This is a genomic window from Rhizobium sp. BK181, from assembly GCF_014193305.1.
Lineage (GTDB): Bacteria > Pseudomonadota > Alphaproteobacteria > Rhizobiales > Rhizobiaceae > Rhizobium.
Genome location: NZ_JACHZA010000006.1, coordinates 64,601 through 78,955 on the forward strand (window position 1 = coordinate 64,601; position 14,355 = coordinate 78,955).

A 14,355-nucleotide genomic window follows, 5' to 3' on the forward strand; every position below is an offset into this window, starting at 1 on the left:
GCTTATGCGGCCTCGTATCTGTGCACCTTGACCGATGTCGGGCTCAAGGTTGTTTCCATGTAGAAACGGAGCAGGAGGTTTTTTGCAACGAGCGCGCGATACTCTGCTGTGGCGCGCATGTCTGATAGCGGCGTGTAGTCTTCTGCGTATTTCTCCATCGCAGCCTCCACCGTCGCCTCGGTCCAGGGTTGACCGATGAGCGCCGCCTCGACGGCATGGGCGCGCTTTGGCGTGGCAGCCATGCCCCCATAGGCGATGCAGACAGATGTAACAGTACCATCGTCGGCAAGCGCCAGACGGAACGCGGCCAGCGTCGCGGTGATGTCCTCGTCGCGGCGCTTGGTTACTTTATGGATGGCAAATTTTTCGTCTGCCTGCGGGACTGGCACATGCACCGCCTCGACGAACTCGCCGGGCTGACGATCCTGCTTTCCGTAGGCGATGAAAAAGTCCTGAAGGGCAATGGTGCGTCGTGTTGCGCCCCTGCGCAAGGTCAGCGTGGCACCAAGAGCAATGAGCGCCGGCGGCATGTCGCCGATCGGCGAGCCGTTGGCAATATTGCCCCCGATCGTGCCCATGTTGCGCACCTGCTGGCCACCTATCCTGGCAATGAGCTCAGCGAGCGGCGAAATTTGCTGCGACAAGACCGCCACCGCTTCGCTGTAGGTCACACCAGCACCGATGGAGATCAGGCCATCCTTCATGGTCATGGACTTCATCTCATCGAGCCCGGCGATGAAGACGACCGGCGTGATGTCCCGCATCTGCTTTGTCACCCACAAGCCGACATCGGTGGATCCGGCGACGATCGTGGCATTGGGTGAGGCCTCGAGAATGGACGCGAAGTCGTCGAGATTTGCCGGGACAACCAGGCGATCCTTCCCTTCGCCAATCTCGACGCGCGCACCGTCGCGCAAACCCTTCAGCCGCGCGATCATCGTTTCGCGTTCGAGGAGGAGCGGATCATTATCCGTCCCGCCATAGGCGGAAATCGCCCTCGCCGCACGCAGGATCGGCTCGTAGCCGGTGCAACGACAAAGATTGCCCTGCAATGCCGTCTCGATCTGCTGGTCGCTCGGGGATGGGGTTTGCATCCACAGCCCGTAGAGCGACATGATGAAACCGGGAGTGCAGAAGCCGCATTGTGAACCGTGATAATCGACCATCGCCTGTTGCACGGGATGCAGGTTGCCCTCGCTGCCGGACAGGTGCTCGACGGTGACGACGTGGCAGCCGTCCAGGGACCCGACAAAGCGGATGCAGGCATTAACGCCCTCGTAGACAAGGCTGCCCCCGGTGGTCAGGCGGCCAACGAGCACAGTGCAGGCTCCACAGTCGCCCTCGGCACAGCCTTCCTTGGTGCCTTTGAGCTGACAAGAGAGGCGCAGCCAGTCAAGCAGCGTCTGGTCCGGCGCGACCCCCGTCAGTGCAATGTCCTGTCCGTTCAGAATGAAGCGCAGCTCGTGGCGGATTGCAGGTCCCGTCATTGTTTAGCTCCCGCGGTAGGTGGAATAGCTGTAGGGCGAGACGAGCAAGGGAACGTGATAGTGCGCGTCCTCGTCGGTCACGCCAAAGCGGAGGGGGATGAGATCGAGAAAGCCGGATGCGGCGGCGATGCTTCGGAAATAGTCCCCGGCATGAAACCGCATCTCATAGGTGCCAGTCTTCAGCGCCTCGCCCGACAGGAGCGGCTCGTCACAACGGCCGTCGTCATTCGTCTCAGTGGTCTTGAGATGATGCAGCGCATCGTCCTCGACCCTGTAGAGGTCGATCCGCAGCCGATCGGCGGGCTTGCCATTGGCCGTGTCCAGCACGTGGGTCGTGAGGCGCCCGGCACCTTGCGAATCTGACTGCATGTTTTCTCCCAGAACAGAACACTCCTCTTCCACTATCCGACAGGACGATTTCCCTGAAAAGCAGCGAGATCCTTGAAGACTTTCAAATTTTCCAGGGGGAATGGCATGCATGATTTGAGTTTACAAACCAGCATGGACCAGAGGACTGACGATGCGGCGAAGCGGAGCAGATCGCGCCGTGAGCCTGTTCGCCGAGGTCAACCGGGCGGCGCGTTGCGCCGGCCGAGCAGTAAGGGCGGCAGGACGAACGAGAGAGAAGAGGAATGAAAGATATTGAGATAAGGCCTCTGAGCCGGGCGGCATTTTCCCCGTTCGGGGAGGTGATCGAGATAGAAGGCGCCGACAATTTCCTGATCAATGCGGGACGGTGCATCCGGTACCACGACCTCGCCAGGATCGAGACTACGGGCGAGAACGCGCGTCCGATGATCAGTCTGTTCCGCGCCGAACCCTGCCAACTACCCCTGGTCCTTGAGCTGGTGGAGCGCCATCCTCTCGGAAGCCAGGCCTTCATCCCTTTGACTGACAGGTCGTTTCTGGTCATCGTCGCCGAGGAAACGGGAAATGGGCCCGGTGAACCGCTGGCGTTTCGAACAGGACCCGGACAGGGGATCAATATCGCCCGCAACGTCTGGCACGGCGTCCTCACGCCGCTTGATGCCCGCTCGGATTTCGCGGTGGTGGACCGGGGCGGCGACGGCATCAATGTGGAAGAACATGTTTACAGTGAGCCCTTCCTTGTACGCTGATCACGGCCGCGATGTTTTATCGTTGGCCTGCCGTGCCACTGTCGCCCGTCTCGTCTATGCTATGGGCTGACTTGTTCCTGCAGCTTATCCAAAATTGCTGAGATATAAGGACAGCAGTTGAGTCTGTGAGGAAATGCCAAGCTTGCGATAGACATTGCGTCGGTGAACTTTCACGGTGCCAGTCGAGATATTCAGCTTCAGGCCGATCGATTCCGAGGAATGGCCCTGCAAGACGAGCTCGACGATCGATGCCTCGCGACTTGTCAGGTTGAGGTCCCCCCATACGGCATCGGCGGGCGAGATATGCTCGCTTTGGCCCCGCTTGCGTCGGCGTTTGCCGCGCTTGGCCAATTGAGCATCGAAGCGTGGTGCAAGCCCCGCCCAATAGTGTCTGACCATGCTCGCAACGAGTGGCCTGGCTTTTTTCAGCGTCTCGAATTCTCGTGGCGGGAAGACACCGGTCTCCTCGCGGCGCATCAGCGACAAGACGATCGTGATGTCGTCGTCGGCGTTGACGAAGAAGCCAATTTCCTCGGCAAGTCCGGTCTGGACGTAGTAGGTGCGATAGTACTCGCTCGAGTAAAAGCGGTCGGGCGCCAGCTCGCGCATCCTCAGCACGCCTTCGCGGCGTTCGCGCGCGGTGTGGTAAAACGGGTCGAGCAGGTAGGGACCCGCCTGATAGAGGGTTACGAAGACGACATGCTCCTGTGTGTCGAACGTGTTATAGAGATCGATCGGCCGTTCTTTCCCGCGGTAGGCGAAGACAACCACATAGTCGAAGCGTACAAGTGAGCCCATCATCTGGCGGAGCGTGTCGCCGAACTCGACATCCGCCATAGCCGGCTTTCCGATCGTTGCGTTGAAGGCGCCGAACAGTGCCTCAAGGTCGGTGCTCATTGACGGATTCCCTTTGCCGCCCACGCGGAACTGCGCATTATCTCATATACACCTTCCACGAAGCCATGCGTGCTTAAATACCCCTTTCGGGGTATATACCTTGCGAGGCGCTCAGGCTTACTCTTTCCTTAACGACGGTGGCATTAAGGCAGCGCAGACTGCCAGATTCAAACCAACCGCAGGGAACAGACGTGGCATCCGCTTCGACGAACGATATCGAATTCCGTTCGGTCACAAAGAACTATGGCGCTGTGACCGCCGTGACGGACATCAACCTCAATGTGCCCAAGGGAGCGTTTCTCGCGCTCCTCGGCCCTTCCGGCTGCGGCAAGACGACATGCTTGCGCATGATCGGCGGCTTCGAACAGCCGAGCGATGGCGCGGTCCTGATCGACGGGCGCGAAATGAATGGCATTCCAGCCTATCGCCGTCCAGTCAACATGGTGTTCCAGCACTATGCGCTGTTTCCGCATTTCAATGTCGAACAGAATGTCGCTTACGGGCTGAAGCAGATGCGCCCGAAGATCGCAGCCGCCGAAATCGATCGCCGCGTTGCCGAGGCATTGGAGATGGTGCGACTGGGAGGCTTTGCCAAGCGGCGCATCCACGAGATGTCGGGCGGCCAACAACAGCGTGTGGCGCTAGCCCGCGCCATCGTCAACCGCCCGTCGGTTCTGCTGCTCGACGAGCCGCTTGCAGCACTCGACAAGAAGCTGCGCTCTGCCATGCAGATCGAGCTGCAGACGCTGCAGCGCGAGCTTGGCATCACGTTCGTACTCGTCACGCATGACCAGGAGGAGGCTCTATCGATGGCCGACGTCGTATGTGTGATGAGCGCGGGACAGATTCGCCAGCTCGGGACGCCCCAGGAAGTCTACGATCGCCCGGCCGATCTCTTCGTTGCCGATTTCGTCGGCAAGACGAACCGTATGTCCGCGACGATGGAAGCCGACGGCAAGACACTCCGGCTGGCGGATGGCTCGGCAATCATGCCTGGCACGCGCCTTGCGCCGGGCAAGGCGATAGCGGCCCTCCGTCCGGAGGCAATCCATCTGACCCGCGGCAAGGCGGCAACCGCGACTTCGCTCAAGGGCATGGTGACGCATCGCATCTTTCTCGGCTCATCGGTCGAATATGCGGTGAGCGTGCCTCAGCTTGGCGACTTTCTGATCACTGCCGACCGGCGCAGCATGAACGAGAGCGATCTCGTGGAGCCGGGCGAAGAGGTTTTCCTCGGCTTCGACCCCACTGCCGTACATGTTTTTCCAGCATCGAATGCATAGACCAAAACACGGGAGCAGCATCATGAGCAAGGATTACAAGGACAATCTTCCCATTTCCGCCGAGGCCTTCATGGACGAGTTCATGCGGCTGAAGCGTGGCTCGATCAGCCGCCGCCATTTTCTCGGCGTCACCGGCCTCGGTCTTGCGACTGCCGTTCTGTCGCGCTTGCCCGGCGCACTCTCGACGCCCGCCTATGCCGCAGAAGACCTCGGCACGCAGATGTCGATCGCGACATGGCCTAACTATCATGATCCCGCGACCTTCGAGAACTTCAAGGCTGCAACGGGCGTTGCGGTCGAGGTGAACGTCTTTGGCTCGAACGAGGAGATGCTCGCGAAGCTGCAGGCCGGTGCTTCTGGCTGGTCGCTATTCGTGCCGACCAACTATACGATCTCGACCTACCATAAGCTCGGCCTGATCGACGAACTCGATCTTTCGAAGGTTTCGAATTTCAGCCAGAAGGACGAGAGCCCGCGCTTTACCAAGGAGGGCCAAATCGACGGCAAGACATACGCGTTGCCGAAGAACTGGGGCACAACCGGCTTCTCGGTTAACACCTCGAAGCTCAAGACGAAGCTCTCGAGCTGGAAAGACTTCTTCGAAATCGCCCAGACAGAGGCCGATGGCCGGGCCATGGTGCATGATTATCAGCTGACGACGATTGGCAGCGCGCTGGTTTCGCTCGGCTACGATTTCAATTCGATCAAGCCGGAAGAGCTTGCGAAGGCCGAGGAGCTGCTGATCAAGGTCAAGCCACATCTGTTCGCAATCAACTCGGACTATCAGCCGTCGATGCGGTCGACAGATGCGTGGCTGACGATGTGCTGGACGAACGACGGCGCGCAGCTTAACCGCGACATGCCTGAACTGGCCTATGTGCTCGGCACGGACGGAGGCGAGATCTGGACGGACTACTACGCGATCCCCAAGGATGCGCCCAACAAGGCCGCGGGCTACGCCCTGCTCAACTATCTGATGGACCCGCAGAACGCGGTGAAGGAGCACATCGCAAACGGCGCGCCGACGACCGACAGTCGCGTCATGTCGCTCCTGCCGAAGGACGTCACGTCAAACAAGATCGTCTATCCGGACGAAGCTGCGCTTACCCCACTGGAGTTTGGTGCCGCCGTCACGCTGACCGATCCGAGCCGTGCCGAACTCATGGCGCGCTTCAAGTCAGCCTGATCCAACCAGGCAATTCCGTCCCCGCACCGATGGGGACCGGTTTGCCTCCTTCAATCCGCGGACAAGAAGACGCAATGCCTCTGACACTTGCCACCAAGCGGCGCCTTGTGACTGCTGCCCTCGTTGGGCCAGCGAGCATCTGGCTGTTCGTCTTCCTGGTGCTGCCTTTTATCGCCATCATTGTCTTTGCGTTCGGGGAGCGCGCGCCAGAAGGCGGATATCAGGCGGCATTCACCTTCGCACAGTTTGCCAATCTCGGCTCTCGGGCGACGGCTTTCGTCAATACGCTGATCCTGGCGCCGATCGGGGCGGCGGCCTGTCTGCTGGTCGCCTACCCGGTTGCCTATTATCTCGCTGTCAAGGCGAGTCCGCAGCGCCGGCTGCTCCTCGTGTCGCTGGTCGTCGTGCCGTTCTGGACCAGTCTTCTCGTCCGCACCTACGCCTGGATGTATTTGCTGGGTGCACGCGGAATTCCGCATCTTCTGGAGCTCTTCGGTATCGAGAATGTCCGGCTCATCAACACGCCGGGCGCGGTTCTGCTCGGGATCATCTATGGCTACCTGCCTTTGATGATCATGCCGATCTATGTCAGCCTCGAAAAGCTCGATCACCGCCTCCTGGAGGCATCCGCCGACCTCGGCGCAAAACCCGTCTCGACGTTCCTCGGCATCACGTTGCCATTATCGCTGCCGGGTGTCATGACGGGCGTGGCGCTGGTGACAATCCTCCTGCTCGGCGAGTATCTGATCCCGCAGTTGCTCGGCGGCGGCAAGGTATTCTTCATTGGCAATGCACTGGTCGATCTTTTCCTGCAGTCACGCAACTGGCCGTTCGGATCGGCGATTGCGGTTACTCTGGTCGCGGTCGTCGTCGTGGTGCTTCTCGTCGCCATGCGCATCGCCTGGCGTGTTGCGGGTACCCGTCAGGTGGATCTCGTTTGATGCGCGTCCTCGTCAGCTCCGTCTATCTGTTTCTCTACACGCCGATCGCGCTGGTCGTCTTGTTCTCCTTCAATTCTGGACGCAATGCGAGTGAGTTCGTCGGCTTCTCGACGCAGTGGTATGGGAAAGCGCTTTCCAACGTCTTCCTGATGGAAGCGCTGCGCAACAGCCTGATCGTCGCTTTAACAAGTGCCGTGCTTGCCGCGATCTTCGGGACAATGGCGGCCATCGGCATGGAGCGGCTGGGGACGCGCATGCGCGCTGTTTTCGACGGCCTCTTTGCTGCGGCGATCGTTGTTCCCGGCGTCGTTATCGGCATCGCGACGCTGGTGGCGCTGGTCGAGGTGTTCGGCTTCATCAACCCGTTGATCGCAGTCGTCTGGCCGGGTAATCAGCCGCCGAAGCTCGCGCTCGGATACGGTTCGATCATTGCCGCGCACGGCCTCTTCACCATGGCGCTGGTGACAATGATCGTGAAGGCACGGATCGCCGGTTTGGGGCGCGACATCGTTGAAGCTTCCAGCGATCTCTACGCGACGCCGCTGACAACATTCCGGCAGATCGTGCTTCCGCAGATCATGCCGTCGATCCTGGCGGGTTTTCTGCTCGCCTTTACCTTCTCATTCGATGATTTCATCATCGCCTTCTTCGTCGCCGGATCGAATACGACGCTGCCAATCTATGTCTTCGCTTCGATCCGCCGGGGCGTGACGCCTGAGATCAATGCGATTGCGACGATGGTGCTCGTTGCCTCGCTGGCCCTCATTCTCATCGCGCGCTTCCTCATGCGCAAAAAGACAACCTAAAACCGTCCGGGGGAAATGCATGATACTCAAGGACCGCATTGCAATCGTCACCGGAGCAGGCTCGGGCATCGGGCGCGCCGGGGCGCTCATCATGGCACGAGAAGGCGCCCATGTGATCATCGCCGATCTTGATCTCAAGAACGCCGCGGAGTCCGTCAGCCAGATCACGGCGGCAGGCGGCAGTGCCGAAAGCCTCGTGGTCGATGTGACCGACGATAAGGCACTGGAGGCTGGAATTGCGGCGGTTGCCTCACGCCACGGCCGCATCGACATCCTTCATAATCACGCAGGTGCGCAGGTGGCTGGCGACCTGGAGCAAGTTGCCGTCGACGGTTTCGACAGGTCGTGGAGCCTGAATGTGCGGGCGCATTTCATGGCCTCACGCTTCGTGATGCCGCTTATGAAGAAGGCCGGCAAAGGCGTTATTCTCAACACCTCGTCGTCATCCGGCGTGCTCTACGACCGCGAAATGATCGCCTATACGACGACGAAGCATGCCGTCATCGCCATGACGCGGCAGATGGCGGGCGATTACGCAAAGTTTGGAATCCGCGTCAACGCGCTCTGCCCAGGCTGGGTCGACACACCCTTCAACGAACCGTTTATCGCTCAGATGGGCGGGCGAAATGCCATCGAATCCTATATCGGCGCGCAAGTGCCACTCGGACGTTGGGCTGACGTGTCCGAAATTGCCGAGCCGATACTTTTTCTGGTATCCGATCGGTCTTCTTATATGACTGGCCAAATCCTGATCGTCGACGGTGGCGAAACTGTTGTCTGAAATCCTCGCCAGCTAACCCAATGCGACTGGCAGGTTGAAAACACACAGTTGGAGAATTGGGAAATGATCATCCGTTCATGGCGGACCGCTGCCGGGTCAGCGGAAGTCCTCGACGCCTATGCATATCACCTCAAGACGACCACCTTCGTGGAAATGGCGGAGCGGCCGGGTGAGTTCGACGATGCTGTGGTGAAGCCGAGCCGCAAAAACTGCTGAAGTCCTTTGATCTCAAGGTCGCGTTCTTTGAGACCTTGGTGTCGACAGGCGTGATCGCCGGCCATGACCATGAGCCTTCGGCAGATTTATTGGCTGAGCGGCAGGTCGGTCCGCTGTAAGGCTCCGAGAGCGATCATTGCGAAGCCGCGTCCGGCGGGGAAGGCCTGAAAGTCAGCCCGGGGCGCCCAGATATGCGCGACGTCGCCAACATTCGGCATTTTAGCAATGTGATATACGCTCCGATAAACCTCGCCGTGTTACAACCCTGAGAGGTTTTTCAGGGGAAAGACATGAAGTTTCCAACGATGGTAGTGTTGAGTTCGGCAGCAGCATTCCTGGGAGCCGGTGGCTATACCTTATTGCCGGAATTCATGTCCGCTCCGATCAAGTCTTCGTTTACCGCACAGTCGCAACCGATGATCATCGACAACGGAGTGATCGTCCAACGAGGCACAGCCTGCAACATTAAGGGTAATGTCAGCATCGATTCCGGCGAACGAATTTATCACGTACCAGGCCAGCACTATTACGAGGCTACGAAAATATCGCCGCAGTATGGAGAACGCTGGTTCTGTTCCGAGCAAGAAGCTCGTGCCGCTGGCTGGCGAAAGGCGGGCTACTAGTCTCGTAAAGGAGAAATACCACTCGTTGCTACTGGGAGATTGGCGACGAGTCCCGCCCCTTCGCGCGCAGCGGTCATCGAGAGCGCCCTGGCGGTGGATGAGAAAGTGTCAGACAAGTGGACGGTAAGCCACCCGGATGGAAGACCGGACGACATCTTAAGACTTGTATGCGCCAGCCCCATTGGTTTCTTACCTCGCACAGGCGTTTGTATTATATACATAATTGCAATTTTGCGATGGAGCACTCTGGCAATTCACCCGGACGACTACGAGACAGACGGGACCCGGGCTTGTCGGCAGGCTTGGCTGAGAGGCTTCACCTCCCACCCACTGTCGATTGTTCTCGGCCCATCAGTGGCATGGCTCAGAAAATCTGGAGCCGCGAAAAATTCCGCGACTCCAGATTCAGGTGAGTGGCTGGTCGGACAAGCCGACCTTTTTCGCGACGTGCCTTACGGGGCAAAGAAGGCGAAGCGCACAACAAACAGCGCGGCCACGATCTGCGTCGCCGGATGCAGGATCGACCACCGGCCGGTGAAGATCTTCATGACGACATAGCTTACGAAACCAAAGGCAAGACCGTTGGCGATGGAATAGGTGAAGGGCATGGCGAGTGCGGTGAGCGCTGCCGGCGCCGCTTCCGTCAAATCGTCCCAATCGATCTCGGTCATCTCGCGCATCATCAGGCCTGCAACGTAGAGAAGAGCCGGAGCGGTCGCATAGGTGGGAACCGAGGCAGCGAGAGGAGAGATGAAGAGAGCTGCCAGGAAGAGGACAGCGATCGCAAGCGCTGTCAGACCGGTCCGGCCGCCTGCCTGCACGCCAGAGGCACTTTCGACATAGGCCGTCGTGCTGCTGGTCCCCATCAGAGAGCCGGCGACGATAGCCGCACTGTCTGCAAGCAGTGCCCGGCTCAGGTTGTTAGGACGTCCCTCCTCGACAAGCTTCGCGCGCTTGGCAACGCCGATCAACGTACCGGTCGCATCGAAGACTTCGACAAGAACGAAGACGAGGATTACCTGGATCAGACCGCCGTGGAGAGCACCGAAAATATCGAGCTGCATGAAGGTCGGCATGATCGACGGCGGCATGGAGACGATGCCCTTGAACTCGCTGACGCCAAAGATCCAGGATAGGACGGTCACAGCGAGAATCCCTATGAGGATCGAACCTCTTACCTTCAGCGCATCGAGCACGGCAATGACGAAGAAGCCGAAGATCGCAAGAAGCGGTCCGGTCTCCTTGAGGTTTCCTAGGCCGACGAGTGTTGCTGGGTTGTCGACGACGATGCCGGCGTTCTTCAGTGCGATGATGGCGAGGAAGAGGCCGATACCGGTCGCGATCGCGCTTCTCAATGAATGCGGGATGCCGTCGATCAGCCACCGGCGCACGCCTGTTACCGTCAGCAGGACAAAGATCATGCCCGAGATGAAAACCGCGCCAAGCGCCTGCTGCCAGGTAAAGCCGAGGGCCGCAACCACGGTGAAGGCAAAGAATGCGTTCAGCCCCATGCCTGGCGCCATGCCGATCGGCCAGTTGGCAACCAATGCCATGATGATTGATCCCAAAGCCGCGGCAAGACAAGTTGCGACGAACACAGCGTCACGATCCATGCCTGTGGTCGACAGGATATCCGGGTTCACGAAGATGATGTAGGACATCGTCAGGAACGTCGTCACGCCTGCGATGAGTTCGGTGCGCACGCTGGTGCCGTGTTCACTCAATTTGAAAAGCCGTTGAAACATGGTTCCTCCCAAGGCAAGCATTCCGGCTCCGCCTGTTGTCGTGGGTCAGCCAGAATCTCCTCCAGATCCAGGCACAAGGAACGCGGCCGTCGAGCAACTTCCTTGCAGATTGGGATTGTGCGTTGTCGAGGCGCGAGGCGCTAGGGGTGGATTCCCCTGTAAAAACGCGAAAGACTTTCAAATTTTGCCCGTGGTTCCGGGGCTCAGCTTTCCTGCCATCCCTCATCGCGTGAGGTCGAAGCACTCCTGAAGGGTGGCCCAGTCGCGTTCGAAATGCGAGTGGCAACCTTCATCGCCAGCCAATCCTTGGCGCATTGATCCCCCGCTCCGTCCCGGTCTCTCTCACGCAAAAACCGGATTTCGCCGGCAATGCCAGCGACGTCCAATCGTCCTGTTCGGCGTGCACCATTGCCTTCGTTCGTGTCACGGGGTGAGCTTTTTCATCGAAGGGGATCGCATCACGAAAAAGCCTTGGGAATCGCGATGCGACCGTTGCGAACCCTAAAATTTCAGCCGGAAGTAACAGCGAGCTTGATGATCCAAACCCAGGGTTTTGGGTTGTCCGCCGCAGGTCAATCCATCACCAGACATCTGTGTGATGCGCGTCGCGATCTTCCGGAATGGGAATTACGCGATGGGCGGCGCATCGCCGCATGCGGGCATCTGGTCCAGTTTTCGCCAAGGTTCGTGCGGTCGCAGGGGCTGTCATAACCCGTGTGACGGCCGCCGTGGCCCGCCGCCATTTCCATAGCCTCGGAGGGAACTTTCCTGTCGTGCTGACGACCGCGAACCGTGTCTCCATCGAAACGCGTTGACACAGATCAAAGGCCAGATCCTTCCTCCTCGGATTTCACAACTTTTCGGTGATTATTCCGGGTGTGAACCGCGCATCAAAATCGCCCGTCATGATTGTCGAATTGTTACTCTCTGTTCGATGTCCCGACGCCCAGTGCCCGGCGTTACGACCCGAGGCACTTCCCTTACAGGAAACGTTCTCCGGCGATATTGGGTCGCGACTCACGCGCATCCCGTTGAATCATTTTTACTTTCCCGTCGACGGATTTCACGGGCCCACTACAGTATTGACCATCGGTTGATTTGCTCTCATATTGTACCGGTAATCAGCAGCTCCCCGTTTATACTCCCGAATGCCGGAATGTTCCGTCGCAATGACACGTATCGCGTGTTCAACGAACGATTCGGAGTCTGACGATGCCCGTACGTCCCACTTACCCAGGCGTGTATGTTGAAGAAATTCCGAGTGGCCTTCGCCCTGTCACAGGCGTCGCCACCTCGACGACCGCATTCATCGGCACGTTCAGCCGTGGCCTTCTCGACGAGGCGGTGCAGTTGCTCAGCCAGTCCGACTTCGAGCGCGAATATGGTGGTCTCGAACGCAACAGCGAGACCTCCTACGCCGTCCAGCAGTTCTTCCTCAATGGCGGAACCGAAGCCTATGTCGTCAGGGTCGGCCACGACGGCAGCGACAGTGCAACAGCGATCGCAGCCTCTACGGTAACCTTGCCTGCGCTAGACGGTTCGAACCTACTGGTTGCGACTGCTGGGCGGCGCATTCGCGGTCAGTCGGCGGTCAATCCCGGTGGATGGGGCGACAACCTGCGCATCGCCATCACCAACAATGGAACCGGTGACGATGCGACCTTCAATCTGGTGGTCAGCGAGCTCAGAACCAGCGGGGTAACGGCAAGCATCGCCTCCTCCGAAGCCTTCAACAACCTGACGACCGAACCCAATACCGCGAACAACGTCATCGACGTCGTCAATCAGGGCTCGAGGCTGATCCAGCTTGCGCTTGCGACGGGCGTGACCCTTTCAGCACCCTTCCCGCGCCCGCGCGCGACCGGGATGGTGAGCGGCGAACTTGCCGGAACGCGGCCGGTCTTTGCCGACATCGACACCATCTCGATCACGCTTGCCGGCTCGGGTGCGGCCGCGCAGCCGCTCACGATCGCGGCCGACGTCCCCGCAAACCCGTCCTCGGCCATAAGACAGACACAGGCGAGCTTCAACAGCTGGGCGCAGCGCCTGCAGGCCGCAATCCGCGCCGTCGCGCCTCGCTTTGCTCCGGAACTGCAGACCTACTTCTCGTCAGCGACCGTCGCCATCATTGGCGACGGGGCGACGGGGCGGCCGCGCCGGTTTGTCGTCACGCCGGGGTTTGGGCCGCGAACATTTGCAGCCGACGCGCTGTTTGTCTTTTCCGGTGCCGATGTCGCCAATTACGCATTGCAGCCGGCAACAGGTGCTGCCAACGCCACCGAGCACCTTCCGACGCCAGGTGCTGCCTTTGCACTCGACGGCGGTGATGACGGCACCGTTCTGGACGGGGAGACCTATGCGGTTCCGCTTGCGGTCTACCAGGGAAACGCTGCCGATCGCACCGGCCTGTGGGCACTCGAGGATGTCGATCTCTTCAACATCCTTTGCCTACCCGATGCTCCACGTCTTACCGCCGCCAATGCCCGGTCGCTCTATGCTGCGGCAGAGGCCTATGTCGGTGATCGGCGCGCGATGATCATCGTCGACATCCCCGAAAATGTCAGGCTGGTCGATCAGATGCATGCCTGGCTCTCGGACAACGAGCCGCTGCGTCATCCTAACGGTGCGGTCTATTATCCACGGACGATCCTTGCTGATCCATTGAACCAGGGTCGCGCCCGTTCGGTTGCCTCATCCGGAACGATCGCCGGACTGTGGGCCCGCACCGATGCAGCGCGTGGCGTCTGGAAGGCGCCGGCCGGCACCGACGCGCGGCTTCGCAACGTCGACAGCCTCGCCTACCAGATGACGGATCTCGAGAACGGCACCCTGAACCCGCTCGGCGTCAATGCGCTTCGCTCCTTCCCGATCTACTCGAACATTTGCTGGGGAGCACGCACCCTCGATGGGGCGGACCTCATTGCGTCGGACTTCAAGTACATCCCGGTCCGCCGCATCACTCTCTTTATCGAGGAAAGTCTCTACCGCGGCACCAAATGGGTGGTGTTCGAACCGAACGACGAGCCTCTGTGGGCACAGATCCGGATGAATGTCGGTTCCTTCATGTACGACCTGTTCCGGCAGGGCGCGTTTCAGGGGTCGACGGCGCGGGATGCCTTCTTTGTCAAATGCGACAGGGAGACGACGACGCAATCGGACATCGACAACGGCATCGTCAACATCGAGGTGGGCTTTGCGCCCCTGAAGCCTGCGGAATTCGTCATCATCAAGATACACCAGATCGTGCGGCGACCTGAAGCCTGAGGATAACC

General features: G+C 59.5%; 13 protein-coding genes. 9 read left to right on the forward strand and 4 right to left on the reverse strand.

Features of this window, described 5'->3' with window-relative positions; all coding sequences use genetic code 11:
- Positions 1 to 2 precede the first annotated feature (2 nt).
- Entirely contained in the window at positions 3 to 1,487 is a 1,485-nt protein-coding gene (gene xdhA / locus FHT77_RS16470) for a xanthine dehydrogenase small subunit (RefSeq protein ID WP_183756024.1), read from the reverse strand.
- Between the two features lie 3 nt (positions 1,488 to 1,490).
- Positions 1,491 to 1,856 (reverse strand): hydroxyisourate hydrolase, encoded by a 366-nt coding sequence (uraH, locus tag FHT77_RS16475; RefSeq protein ID WP_183756025.1) that lies wholly within the window; start codon positions 1,854 to 1,856, stop codon positions 1,491 to 1,493.
- Between the two features lie 263 nt (positions 1,857 to 2,119).
- On the opposite strand from uraH, the gene FHT77_RS16480 reads away from it, so the two are divergent.
- The gene (locus tag FHT77_RS16480) at positions 2,120 to 2,605 is read left to right on the forward strand and encodes an ureidoglycolate lyase (RefSeq protein WP_183756026.1); all 486 of its coding nucleotides are present in this window, start codon (positions 2,120 to 2,122) and stop codon (positions 2,603 to 2,605) included.
- An 84-nt stretch (positions 2,606 to 2,689) separates the two neighbouring features.
- Here FHT77_RS16480 and FHT77_RS16485 read toward each other — a convergent pair whose 3' ends face one another.
- Complete coding sequence (locus FHT77_RS16485; protein ID WP_183756027.1) at positions 2,690 to 3,502, reverse strand: helix-turn-helix transcriptional regulator; 813 nt, start codon at positions 3,500 to 3,502, stop codon at positions 2,690 to 2,692.
- Positions 3,503 to 3,693: 191 nt separating this feature from the next.
- On the opposite strand from FHT77_RS16485, the gene FHT77_RS16490 reads away from it, so the two are divergent.
- From FHT77_RS16490 to FHT77_RS16520, 7 genes are all read left to right on the forward strand, one after another.
- Entirely contained in the window at positions 3,694 to 4,785 is a 1,092-nt protein-coding gene (locus tag FHT77_RS16490) for an ABC transporter ATP-binding protein (RefSeq protein WP_183756028.1), read from the forward strand.
- 22 nt (positions 4,786 to 4,807) lie between these two features.
- The gene (locus tag FHT77_RS16495; RefSeq protein ID WP_183756029.1) at positions 4,808 to 5,971 is read left to right on the forward strand and encodes a spermidine/putrescine ABC transporter substrate-binding protein; all 1,164 of its coding nucleotides are present in this window, start codon (positions 4,808 to 4,810) and stop codon (positions 5,969 to 5,971) included.
- A gap of 74 nt (positions 5,972 to 6,045) precedes the next feature.
- Positions 6,046 to 6,912, forward strand: a complete 867-nt coding sequence (locus tag FHT77_RS16500) for an ABC transporter permease (RefSeq protein WP_183756030.1) — start codon at positions 6,046 to 6,048, stop codon at positions 6,910 to 6,912.
- The gene (locus FHT77_RS16505; RefSeq protein ID WP_183756031.1) at positions 6,912 to 7,718 is read left to right on the forward strand and encodes an ABC transporter permease; all 807 of its coding nucleotides are present in this window, start codon (positions 6,912 to 6,914) and stop codon (positions 7,716 to 7,718) included. The genes FHT77_RS16500 and FHT77_RS16505 overlap by 1 nt, the downstream gene beginning before the upstream one ends.
- Positions 7,719 to 7,737: 19 nt before the next feature.
- Complete coding sequence (locus FHT77_RS16510) at positions 7,738 to 8,499, forward strand: SDR family NAD(P)-dependent oxidoreductase (RefSeq protein ID WP_183756032.1); 762 nt, start codon at positions 7,738 to 7,740, stop codon at positions 8,497 to 8,499.
- Positions 8,500 to 8,562: 63 nt separating this feature from the next.
- Entirely contained in the window at positions 8,563 to 8,715 is a 153-nt protein-coding gene (locus FHT77_RS31135) for a hypothetical protein (RefSeq protein ID WP_210280937.1), read from the forward strand.
- A 290-nt stretch (positions 8,716 to 9,005) separates the two neighbouring features.
- Positions 9,006 to 9,338: a hypothetical protein gene (locus FHT77_RS16520; protein ID WP_183756033.1), complete on the forward strand. Its 333-nt coding sequence runs from the start codon at positions 9,006 to 9,008 to the stop codon at positions 9,336 to 9,338.
- A 452-nt stretch (positions 9,339 to 9,790) separates the two neighbouring features.
- Here the strand turns inward: FHT77_RS16520 and FHT77_RS16525 are convergent, their stop codons facing one another.
- Positions 9,791 to 11,083, reverse strand: coding sequence for an NCS2 family permease (locus FHT77_RS16525; RefSeq protein ID WP_183756034.1), 1,293 nt, complete (start codon positions 11,081 to 11,083; stop codon positions 9,791 to 9,793).
- Between the two features lie 1,212 nt (positions 11,084 to 12,295).
- Between FHT77_RS16525 and FHT77_RS16530 the strand changes: the two genes are divergently transcribed.
- A complete protein-coding gene (locus tag FHT77_RS16530) occupies positions 12,296 to 14,347 on the forward strand; it encodes a phage tail sheath C-terminal domain-containing protein (RefSeq protein ID WP_183756035.1) in 2,052 nt (683 codons plus the stop codon).
- The last annotated feature ends 8 nt before the right edge of the window (positions 14,348 to 14,355 follow it).